General features: G+C 38.0%; 12 protein-coding genes, 2 pseudogenes and 1 riboswitch. Of the genes and pseudogenes, 10 read left to right on the forward strand and 4 right to left on the reverse strand.

Annotation, left to right across the window (positions count from 1 at the left end):
- Both DEAC_RS21560 and DEAC_RS21565 read right to left on the reverse strand, forming a co-directional pair.
- A partial coding sequence (locus tag DEAC_RS21560; protein ID WP_047812150.1) for an IS110 family transposase occupies positions 1-591 on the reverse strand: 591 nt, incomplete at its 3' end.
- Between the two features lie 290 nt (positions 592-881).
- Positions 882-1,730, reverse strand: coding sequence for an EFR1 family ferrodoxin (locus tag DEAC_RS21565; RefSeq protein WP_242847243.1), 849 nt, complete (start codon positions 1,728-1,730; stop codon positions 882-884).
- Between the two features lie 131 nt (positions 1,731-1,861).
- Here DEAC_RS21565 and DEAC_RS21570 point away from each other — a divergent pair, with 131 nt between their 5' ends.
- The 3 genes from DEAC_RS21570 to DEAC_RS21580 are packed head-to-tail and all read left to right on the forward strand — an operon-like array spanning position 1,862 to position 3,298.
- Positions 1,862-2,161 (forward strand): TetR/AcrR family transcriptional regulator, encoded by a 300-nt coding sequence (locus DEAC_RS21570; RefSeq protein WP_053006571.1) that lies wholly within the window; start codon positions 1,862-1,864, stop codon positions 2,159-2,161.
- 2 nt (positions 2,162-2,163) lie between these two features.
- Positions 2,164-2,583, forward strand: coding sequence for a GNAT family N-acetyltransferase (locus DEAC_RS21575; RefSeq protein WP_053006572.1), 420 nt, complete (start codon positions 2,164-2,166; stop codon positions 2,581-2,583).
- Positions 2,576-3,298, forward strand: a complete 723-nt coding sequence (locus tag DEAC_RS21580) for a gamma-glutamyl-gamma-aminobutyrate hydrolase family protein (protein WP_047812151.1) — start codon at positions 2,576-2,578, stop codon at positions 3,296-3,298. Before DEAC_RS21575 ends, DEAC_RS21580 begins: the two co-directional genes overlap by 8 nt.
- 178 nt (positions 3,299-3,476) lie before the next feature.
- Here the strand turns inward: DEAC_RS21580 and DEAC_RS21585 are convergent, their stop codons facing one another.
- A complete protein-coding gene (locus tag DEAC_RS21585; protein ID WP_047812152.1) occupies positions 3,477-4,388 on the reverse strand; it encodes a ribonuclease Z in 912 nt (303 codons plus the stop codon).
- Positions 4,389-4,751: 363 nt separating this feature from the next.
- Between DEAC_RS21585 and DEAC_RS21590 the strand changes: the two genes are divergently transcribed.
- The 3 genes and pseudogenes from DEAC_RS21590 to DEAC_RS21595 all read left to right on the forward strand — a co-directional run bounded on the left by DEAC_RS21590 (position 4,752) and on the right by DEAC_RS21595 (position 5,811).
- Positions 4,752-5,120, forward strand: coding sequence for a NifB/NifX family molybdenum-iron cluster-binding protein (locus tag DEAC_RS21590; RefSeq protein WP_047812153.1), 369 nt, complete (start codon positions 4,752-4,754; stop codon positions 5,118-5,120).
- 88 nt (positions 5,121-5,208) lie between these two features.
- A pseudogene (locus DEAC_RS24915) lies at positions 5,209-5,364 on the forward strand (zinc ribbon domain-containing protein); the annotation flags it as partial.
- Between the two features lie 213 nt (positions 5,365-5,577).
- Positions 5,578-5,811, forward strand: a complete 234-nt coding sequence (locus DEAC_RS21595) for a DUF4180 domain-containing protein (protein ID WP_083996437.1) — start codon at positions 5,578-5,580, stop codon at positions 5,809-5,811.
- A gap of 36 nt (positions 5,812-5,847) precedes the next feature.
- On the opposite strand, the gene DEAC_RS21600 is transcribed toward DEAC_RS21595, so the two are convergent.
- Positions 5,848-7,425: a PAS domain-containing sensor histidine kinase gene (locus DEAC_RS21600; RefSeq protein ID WP_242847244.1), complete on the reverse strand. Its 1,578-nt coding sequence runs from the start codon at positions 7,423-7,425 to the stop codon at positions 5,848-5,850.
- A gap of 60 nt (positions 7,426-7,485) precedes the next feature.
- Here DEAC_RS21600 and DEAC_RS24920 point away from each other — a divergent pair, with 60 nt between their 5' ends.
- The 4 genes and pseudogenes from DEAC_RS24920 to DEAC_RS21615 form a co-directional block, all read left to right on the forward strand.
- Positions 7,486-7,713, forward strand: a complete 228-nt coding sequence (locus DEAC_RS24920) for a DUF1648 domain-containing protein (RefSeq protein WP_161796491.1) — start codon at positions 7,486-7,488, stop codon at positions 7,711-7,713.
- Between the two features lie 255 nt (positions 7,714-7,968).
- A complete protein-coding gene (locus DEAC_RS24400) occupies positions 7,969-8,295 on the forward strand; it encodes a deaminase (protein ID WP_242847245.1) in 327 nt (108 codons plus the stop codon).
- A 355-nt stretch (positions 8,296-8,650) separates the two neighbouring features.
- Positions 8,651-8,735: riboswitch (cyclic di-GMP riboswitch) on the forward strand.
- Positions 8,736-8,974: 239 nt separating this feature from the next.
- Positions 8,975-9,301 (forward strand): cell wall-binding repeat-containing protein, encoded by a 327-nt coding sequence (locus tag DEAC_RS21610; RefSeq protein WP_083996435.1) that lies wholly within the window; start codon positions 8,975-8,977, stop codon positions 9,299-9,301.
- Between the two features lie 232 nt (positions 9,302-9,533).
- Positions 9,534-10,218: pseudogene (locus DEAC_RS21615) on the forward strand (IS110 family transposase); the annotation flags it as partial.

A 10,218-nucleotide genomic window follows, 5' to 3' on the forward strand; every position in this document is an offset into this window, starting at 1 on the left:
CAGAACCAGCATGCTACTTGTCGCATCAAACTTTCCAAACACCGTTTCATGCTCGGGAAAGTAGATTTTCAGCCACCTCTGAATGCGATTTTTTATACTGCTCATTTCCTTTTGGATGCGCATTCTGCAAGCCATCGCTATTCGCAGTTCTGCATAGATCCCCTCCGGGATATAGGGCTCATTGTATCTCCCCTCGATGACCAGCTTAGCAATTGTTTTGGGGTCCTTAGCATCCGTTTTGCTGGGGTGGTTGTCATCAAGCTCCTTACTACGCTTTACATGGAATGGGTTTACGAGGACTAGCTTAATGCTTTGCTCTTTTAGATATGATGCCAGGCCGAACCAGTAATGGCCGGTTGGCTCTGCGCCTACCACTATGCAGTCCTTTTGTGCTTGACCTTTTAAACGTTCAATCCATGCATAGAAATCCCTGAATCCTTCAGCACTGTTTTCAAACTTGAATACTTTGCCCAGCTCTACTCCTCGCCAGTCGAAAGCCCTGGCGTAATGAAGCTCGCTGGCGATGTCCACTCCGATAACAATACTTCTTTCAGAAAGTTGCTTTAGTTTCTCGTTTTGTGTAAAATTCATTTGGGATGACCTCCGTTATTTTGATTGGATTCTGTTGGCCAACAGTCCTTTCAAATTGTAACGTGAGGTCTTCTTTTTGACAAAGCTCATTTTTTCCTACTACAGGAATGCTCCTCTTTTATTAACATTTGAGTCAACTTGTTATTGATAGGATAATCATAAAATATATCTCGCGTTAAAGATAAACTAATATAAGCAGAACAGAAATTCCGTATTAGCTACATTAATTATTCTCAACTCATTTGCATGTTTTGATTCATTTTTAAATTCGGCAGCTAAACAGTTCAGATCTAACTGTTATCGGCAGATTTCGCATCCTGAGGCAGGTAATATTGTGAAATGACTTTATGACCAATATCAGGATGTGTATAACGCGCTCTATCCTGTGTCTTATTCTCGTAATTGATGGCTCGTTCTGGGCAGTGTTGAATGCAGGCCATACAGCATTCACATTGGTTGTGGAATACAGGCATTCCATCCTCTAATGTTATATTCTTTGCCGGACAAACATCCCGGCATATCCCGCAGGAGATACAATCGTTATTTACATCATAGCTATTCGTGCTATTGCGAATGAAAGCTATAAATGTATCATATCGCTCTTTATCAGACAATTCTATGGGTGGAATGGGTATGTGCTGTTTTGCAACAATACTATCAATTACTGGTTTGGTATTGATTTCAGCCTTTTTTAGAATGTCGTTGACTTCTAAAGGCATAGGGTATGCTGTTACCGCATTTGGATACGAAATAATTTTGGCACCATAGTTCAGATGTAAACCCCTCTGTTGAAGCAAATTGTCCATTTGTGAAATAACAGCACCATTGTTTCCTGCGTATGTCGCTACACAAAAAATGTAGGTATCACTTTGAGACGAAAACTTCATTTTGCGGATAAAGTTTGCTACCATTGATGGTGGACCTCCGGCATAATTAGGAAAGACAAATCCTACACGCTCATAACCAGATGGTATCTCTAATAGAGTGTCTTTGTAAATTGCAACAAGCTCACAATTGGGTAATGCTTTTGCAATATCTTTTGCAACCTTAAGACTATTTCCTGTACCTGTAAAAAAATAAATCCTATTTTTCATGAAGATTTCTCTTGGGCTGCTCGCTTTTATATTTTGTATAGTCATTGAATACCCACCTTTCACAATCTACATAAGCGGAATTTAAACTCCGTTTATATGGATATTATACGGAACCGTTATTCCGTCGTCAATGCTTAAATTTTGGAGTAAAATCAAAATGAAAGGTGGTTATTTTAATGTTGGAGGACTCTCCGAACAAGACGACCCATATTCCGAAGCCTGATGGTTCGAATTTTGCCGATAATACAAAATCATTGCGGGCGGACGCAAAACAAAATAGAGAGCAGATACTGAAAGCGGCCCAAAAGATTTTCGCTGAAAAAGGACTATCAATTCCAATTAGTGAAATTGCCAGCCAAGCCGGGGTAGGTATCGGTACAATATATCGCCATTTTCCAACCAAAGAAGCATTGTTTGAGGCAGTTAATATCAGTTACAAGATGCAGCTTACAGAAGAGGCTAAGTCATACTTATAAATTTGCGACTTGATTTTCTTTTTGATCACATTGGAAATCTAGCAGAAGTTCAAGAGTCCGCAATCCGATTACAGTTGGCATCATATTTCACAAAGCATATAAACAATGACTTTTTGGCGGTATTAGCCGAAACGAAAGACAGTGTAATTTCTACTGCATTTCTTGTAGTAGATGAAAGACCGGCAAATCCAATATTCACACCTGGCAAAACAGGAACTTTGCTTAATGTATTTACATATCCCAAATGTCGTAGAATGGGGTTCGCAAAAAAAGTAATAGAAAGTATAATTGAAGAAGCAAAACAATTAGGAGTCTCATCCATTGATCTTTTGACTACACAGGACGGGAAACCATTGTATGAAAAACTCGGTTTTACAACATATCAGCTTATTTGTAGGAGGGTTATATTTCAGCATGCATAATAAGCCTATTATTGGAATTACCGGTGCCTACGTTAAACATAATTCTTATATGGAAGGTGTTTATGTACATCAAGATTATCATAAATCTGTAATATTATGCGGAGGAATTCCAATTATCCTTCCGTATGTTAGCCCAGAAATAACCATTGAAATGCTAAAACTGTGTGACGGAATTATCCTAAGCGGAGGTGAAGATGTAGACCCAAAATTTTATGGACAAGACCCGCGTATTGGTTTAGGGCATACAATTCCGGAACGAGATCAAGTGGAGATTAGTATCGTAAATTATGCACTTAAACATCAAGTTCCATTATTAGCGATTTGTAGAGGTGTGCAACTATTAAATGTAGCATTAGGGGGAACATTAATTCAGGATATTCCAAGTACTGTTAGTAAAGCTCTGCAACATTCTCAAACTGCCGAAAGAAATCGTGATACGCACTGGGTGACAGTCGAAAAAAATAGCAAATTATATGAGATTTTTCAAGAAGACAGAGTTAGAGTAAACAGTTTACATCACCAAGCGATAGATGTATTGGCCCCTGATTTGAGAGCTGTAGCCAAAGCGTCTGACGGGATTATTGAAGCTGTTGAGTATACCAAAGTTTCCTCTTTTTTCATCGCGGTTCAATGGCATCCAGAATCCTTGGCAAGCACCAATCCATTAATGAGAAGATTAATTTCGCAGTTCATTGCAAGTACTCAGAAAATATAATGGACCCGACAGTAGTGGCTAGATGGTAAATAATCATAACTTCCACACAATCCTGCGATGTGCGAAGAGATTTCATATGAAGATGTACGTTGGGATTACCGATTATGACAATGAAATGGGGAAAGGAGAATGAATGCTTACCAAAGAGGTACAAAATTTGTCCAATTTTAGTTTTGAATTAATCTGTATACTTTATTGTCTTAGTTAACAAATCTTTTCCAACTATTGTATTTGCAAAAATTGCCCTCACAGCCTCAATATGTTCTTCAGGTTTTGTTAAGGATGGGCTATAGTGTGTAAGCCAAAGTTCTTTTACTTTTCCTCGCTTTGCGAGTAATCCTGCTTCAGCAAACATCATATGCTTTTTCTGCACAGCTTTGACCCAATTGTTTTCATTCGCATACATTCCTTCACAAATAAAAAGGTCTGAGTCTTTAATAAATTCAACTAAGTCTTCTGTCGGCCTTGTATCTGTACAATAGCAAATTTTGAGGCCTTTTCTTCTTTCACCAAGAACCATTTCAGGGCTTATCGTCTTGTCTTCAAATTTTATTGTCATACCTTTCTGAAGGATATTCCAATAATTTATAGGTATATTTAGCTTTTTAGCAAATGCAACATCAAATTTACCTTGCCTTTTAAGCTCAATACAATATGATAAGCAAGGAAGAGTATGATCAACGGGAGTACTCTTAATATCAATATTACATATGCATGTTTCGGAACAGTCAATGTTTGATAGTTCGATTAGTCTTAACTCATAGGGTAATTCAGGGGAAATGATAGTTATGCCATCGACAATTTTTAATAGTCCTGGAGGCCCCATCAGAGTTAACGGTTCTTCCCTTCCTGAATTACCTATCGTGAGAAGCAGTCCGGGTAGTCCAGCTATATGATCCGCATGATAATGGGTAAATAGAATGGCATCAAGAGTTTTAAAACCCCACCCAGCCATTTTTAACGGGATCTGAGTTCCTTCACCACAATCTATTAAAATCAATCTTCCATTATGTCTTAACAGGAGGGATGCTAGCCACCTATTAGGCAGTGGCATCATACCCCCTGTTCCCAACAAAAAAACATCAAGCATTGATATCTCCTCAATAACGAATACTTAAAAACTTTTAGTAGTACCAAGTCACTCTCTTTAAGTCGGCTTTTTCTTTCTACTTAAGTTATACCCAATAATATGGCTTTAAACGCAGATTTTCAACGAATATTTGATGAACTCTATCCCTAAGGAGTTCCCAAAGGACCGACACCTTGAGGGTAACTCCGCCGCTTACTCGAAAGCCAGCAAAGCCCCCCCAGTCCAACCCCTCATTATCCCTAAAAAGCCCCAAATATGACGTGCGTGAATGATCGCCGGATCAATTAAAGAAGGGTATTGACAAAATAGGGGTCTGTAGTAAACACGAATTCTGATCACCCATAGATAAAGTGAGGGATAATAATGAATATTGCAGTAGCCGCAGACGGCAAAAGCATGGACAGTATGGTATCTAAAGAATTTGAGCGATGTTTATATCTACTAATTGTTAACATGAATGATTTACGTATTACAGTTATTAAAAATGATAAATATTTGGAATGCTCATCTACAGAAAGCCTAGCAAGTGAAGTGTTAAAGCATGATTGTGAGGCTTTAATAACTGGTAAAATAGAGCCTTTAGCATTTAATATATTGGCAGATGCATATGTAACAAGATTTTTTAGCGCTGGTAGTTCAGTTAAAAATGCTCTCGATTTAATGGAGAAAAATGCCTTAATAATTATTAAAAACTCCGATGGAACAGAGGATTGCAGTGGGCATCATCATTAATGATAAGGATATTCGGTATGCTATTAAGTGCTTAAGCAATATGTAACCAGAATATAGCTCGTATGACTTTTAAAAGTGGTTTCCATCCAGTAAGATGTGCAGGTTCTGCGACAACGAAAATAAAGAACTAGCTCTATCAGATAGGACCTGGACTTGTAGTCATTGCGGAGCAGAATTAGACCGCGACATAAACGCTGCTATCAATATCAAAAATGAGGGCTGCCGCTTGCTTGGCATAGCCTAATCCATAACTGCTAGAGGGCACAGAGATTGAATGTGAAATTGACTAGGAATTAAGTAAGCCGTTTAGGGTAGAGTAATTCAACCCTAAACGGCTTTTTTGCAATGAATACCATCTACTTAAATTATACATAATTATTTGAACTAAGCATTTCAAGATAATCAAAAGTAAATTGGTGAAATAATTTTGTTGCCCGTGGCAGGGCGTTACATCTCTATGCATGAAATTTTTGAGGACTTTTTCGACTTAAAAACTAAACTTGCAGGAGAAATTTTGCAGAAGTTTGTTAATTACCATGTTAGGATTGCTATAGTCGGCGATTTTTCTGGGTATAAAAGCAAAAGCTTGAAAGATTTTATTTACGAAAGTAACAATGGAAAGGATGTGTTTTTCGACCTTATCGAGAGGAATGGGCTTGAGAAAAGTGGATCTGACCACAGTAGCCTGTGATACTTGTTTTAACAAAAATTAATTTACGGTAAGGCTCTATTTTGTTTGGGGAATTGGAAAATACACCATAAAATTAGTCCCACAGGGGCTACTCTCTACTCTAATTTTAGCTTGATGCCGCTCAGCTATACTGTAACAGGTAGCTAAACCTAATCCAGTTCCAGTATCTTTTGTAGTAAAAAAGGGAGTGCCCAGTTTGTCTATATATTCTAAAGGAATTCCAGGCCCCTCATCTTGAATAGCTAGAACTACGTGAACATCCTCAACATATGTACGTATGGTTAGAGTACCGTTCTCATGCATGGCTTCTAGACCGTTTCGAAAAAGATTGAGAATTAGCTGAGATGTCTCTTTATAGTCTAGGAGGATATACGGTGTTGGCTGTGTTGCTAATACTATTTGCTTGTTTTGAGTGAAGGTATCTGCCTGAAGAAGAGGGTATAAGTTTAGCAGAATGCTGTTTATGTTTTGGTTTTGTAGTTCTGACGATTTGTGCTTAGCTAGAGAAAGAAACTCAGTTATGATTGAGTTAGCACGATCAATTTCACTAATCATCGTCTCTATTTTGGAAAAATGCGGTTCGAGTTCTGGTTTGGATCCCATCAGTTGGAGGTAACCTTTCACTACGGTCAAAGGATTCCTGATTTCGTGGCCAATACCAGCAGCCATTTGACCAATAAGGTTAAAACGATCAAGTCGGGCAATATCTGACTGTATTTTTTTTAACTCGGTAATGTCATTGTAAGATATCAAGATGCATTCTTGGTCGCCAAGTTGGATTTGTTGAGCAGAGAGCAAGACAGTGCCCTTCGAACTATTTTTTGCAATCATTGATCCCTCAAAGTTATCAACTAAGCCATTTTTTTGAAGAAGATTAATAACTTCTTCAAATTCACTTTCGGGAATGCCAAGCTGAGGTGGGGTTTTGCCAATTACATCTTCTAGTAATAAACCTCTTATCTCTAAAAAACGACGATTGACAGCAATGTATTGATGGCTATATTTACTTATTATCGACATCATGAGAGGACTATAGTAAAAAACTTTTGAGAAACGTTCCTCAGATGTTCTAAGATTATCTATTTCTAGCTGCTTCTTTTCAGTTATGTTCCGGTATATAACGACTACCCCGTCGCCCATTTTTATTGTTCTGTTATCATAAGCTCCCTGAACATTCTTGTTATCAGTGTTATAATAAATTGATTCTCGCGAAAAGGGTAGGTTTGTCTCAACAACTTTGCAATAAGCATCAAAAAGCCCTGCTTTAGCCACATCATAAGAAAATGCTAGCAAACTATGGCCGATTAGTTCTTCTCTGGATTTATTAGCGTTTTTACAAGCCGCTTGATTAATATAGTCAAGAGTAAAGTCAACTATCTTACCGTCGTTGTTTCGTATTGCAGAAAAGACTGTAACACAATCCATCATATTTTCTACAATATTGTAAAAGAGCTCTTTGCTTTGCTCAAGTTCTACATTTCTTTTTTTTAGTTTTCTTGCTAAAAAAACCAGATCAGAGATGTTTTCTTTGGAGAACTCATCCAGGAAAGTGTCTGATATTTGGGATTTTACTAAAACTTTTTGCAGGTTGGTATTGTTGTCCAAACTGTTCATTAGATCGATTTTCCTCCAATAACTTATAAATAAATTTCATATAAGATATTTCTACATAATTTGCATGATTCCTTTCGAATCATCCGGCCACTTGCCACTTGGCAAGTTAAAGAAACCGCCTCGACAGCAACTTCATTAATTTATCCTGTAATTATATGGCCCTCATTACCGAGTAAAATTCCGGCTCATTACAATACACAGGGCCAAGTTGATCGATGGGGGTCGAAAGGAGAAATATTCCTATTAGTTGCAGTGGTCGTTCTAATGTACATATTTTTAACGTATTAAATCGTTATCCACATAGGTTCAATCCCTTTGATATTACTGAGCAAAACGCGGAGATACAATATAAATCGGCCAGGTTAATGGTCCAAGCTTTAAAGATAAAAGTAATTTGGATTTTCGCTTATATTCAATGGAGAACTATTGAGGCTGCAATGTGTAAGGAGCTAGGCCTTGGAATAGGTTTCATCTCAATATCTATATTGCAACCGTTAGTTACACTGATTTTCTACATTTGGCGGGCATTTAAGGCTAAATAGTGTGAGAACCTTAACAAGGTGTTCTTACCTTTCCAAAAGGGCGTTCACTGAACTCGTAAAAGACAATGAAATAGTTTATACAAATGAAAATCAGATATATACTGCAACTGACCCGACATTTCACGCTGTAGCCAGATTAATTCGGAAGTTTTGCAATGAAACACATATTGTGGATTTGCATGAATATACGCTATATTCAAGCTGTGAACCATGTTTCATGTGCTGTGGAGCAATGGTCTGGAAATTGCAAAATCATGCAACTGCGGTAAAACAACGGTTTCGGAAGTGCTCAACCACCAGATTTTCACGTTCGCTCTCCAACGTATGATAGACCTGATAGCCATCTGTCATAATCCGATATATAAATTTCAATCGTTGTAGGCACTGGATTTTTCCAGTGCCTACGATTATTTTATCGGATGGCAAGCTGCTGGATAAGTTTGATGGAGATTTGTTTCGAAGATTGATAGAGAAAGTTAGGATCCAGTCGATGGTAGAGGTAGAGTTTGTGTTTAAGGTGGGAATTGTAGGGAGGGTGATTTTGGAATGAATATTTGTATACCCAAATATGTTGAGGAGTACTTTCTCCTTGTTTTTTCATAATTCGCTAGGACAATTTAAATAATGATATAAATAATCCATATTACGACAAAATTTCTTCGCAATATATGGTAATATTATTTTTAAGTAAAAAGCAAACCCGCCGAAAGACGGGATACGCAAAGCTATGGGTCTAAGGCTAAATGCTATGATTGCCAGGTTACCGAAATATTAAAAGACTAAGTAGTTTTCTAATGCTTCGGTAAAGGAAAGTTACTTAGTCTTTTTATTATTAGGATATAAAGGAGGAATGGAGTACTAATTACATTGTATTATTGCCAATAATTTTGAGACACAAATGGAAATAACTTTTCAGATGCACTTCCATTGCATCATGGGCGGCTCAGAATGGAGTTCCTATTCTCATGACTGAATCAAATAGTTTACCTGAAGCTACATGACAAACGTTGAAGGATTTGAAAGTCTACAAAACAATTATAATCGGGGGAATAGGAGTAGTATCTTCAAATGTCATAGGCCAGTTACCATCTCCCCAAAGAATTTATGGCTTTAGTTGTTTTGAGTTATCTGCAAATATCGCTGAAATATTAAATGCTAATCGAGACTTTGTCTATGTAGTTTCAGCTAAAAACTTCCAAGACGCTCTTTCTGGAAGTGCCAAGGCGGCATTGGAAAGTGCACAAATTTTGCTCGTTGACAATTCCAATCCTTCAAGTTTAAGTGTGTATGATCATTATCTTAGCACCATATGTCCAAAGTTCATTAACATTTAACTCATAAAATTTGACAAGGATGAAGTGTTTCTTTCTCTGACTCTTATTTTAAAATGGAAGATGATTTTATCCGAAGAGATTAAAAGGTTTTCCTAATAAAGTTTTTCGAATAGAAAGAGGAGCATTCCTGTAGTAGGAAAAAATGAGCTTTGTCAAAAAGAAGACCTCACGTTACAATTTGAAAGGACTGTTGGCCAACAGAATCCAATCAAAATAACGGAGGTCATCCCAAATGAATTTTACACAAAACGAGAAACTAAAGCAACTTTCTGAAAGAAGTATTGTTATCGGAGTGGACATCGCCAGCGAGCTTCATTACGCCAGGGCTTTCGACTGGCGAGGAGTAGAGCTGGGCAAAGTATTCAAGTTTGAAAACAGTGCTGAAGGATTCAGGGATTTCTATGCATGGATTGAACGTTTAAAAGGTCAAGCACAAAAGGACTGCATAGTGGTAGGCGCAGAGCCAACCGGCCATTACTGGTTCGGCCTGGCATCATATCTAAAAGAGCAAAGCATTAAGCTAGTCCTCGTAAACCCATTCCATGTAAAGCGTAGTAAGGAGCTTGATGACAACCACCCCAGCAAAACGGATGCTAAGGACCCCAAAACAATTGCTAAGCTGGTCATCGAGGGGAGATACAATGAGCCCTATATCCCGGAGGGGATCTATGCAGAACTGCGAATAGCGATGGCTTGCAGAATGCGCATCCAAAAGGAAATGAGCAGTATAAAAAATCGCATTCAGAGGTGGCTGAAAATCTACTTTCCCGAGCATGAAACGGTGTTTGGAAAGTTTGATGCGACAAGTAGCATGCTGGTTCTGCAAGTTGCCCCGCAACCTAGGGATATCAAAAGACTTGGAGTAGAAGGAATAAACCGAATTTTGGAGAGACAACAAGTTGAGAGCAGTCGGAATG

Source organism: Desulfosporosinus acididurans, from assembly GCF_001029285.1.
GTDB classification, from domain to species: domain Bacteria; phylum Bacillota; class Desulfitobacteriia; order Desulfitobacteriales; family Desulfitobacteriaceae; genus Desulfosporosinus; species Desulfosporosinus acididurans.

Excerpts from the sequence above, each read along its gene's own strand:
- DEAC_RS21590 (WP_047812153.1), top strand. The coding sequence starts at position 4,752 with ATGAATATTGCAGTAGCCGCAGACGGCAAAAGCATGGACAGTATGGTA.
- DEAC_RS21565 (WP_242847243.1), bottom strand. The coding sequence starts at position 1,730 with ATGACTATACAAAATATAAAAGCGAGCAGCCCAAGAGAAATCTTCATG.
- DEAC_RS21595 (WP_083996437.1), top strand. The coding sequence starts at position 5,578 with ATGCATGAAATTTTTGAGGACTTTTTCGACTTAAAAACTAAACTTGCA.
- DEAC_RS21570 (WP_053006571.1), top strand. The coding sequence starts at position 1,862 with ATGTTGGAGGACTCTCCGAACAAGACGACCCATATTCCGAAGCCTGAT.
- DEAC_RS21585 (WP_047812152.1), bottom strand. The coding sequence starts at position 4,388 with ATGCTTGATGTTTTTTTGTTGGGAACAGGGGGTATGATGCCACTGCCT.
- DEAC_RS21580 (WP_047812151.1), top strand. The coding sequence starts at position 2,576 with ATGCATAATAAGCCTATTATTGGAATTACCGGTGCCTACGTTAAACAT.
- DEAC_RS21600 (WP_242847244.1), bottom strand. The coding sequence starts at position 7,425 with ATGAACAGTTTGGACAACAATACCAACCTGCAAAAAGTTTTAGTAAAA.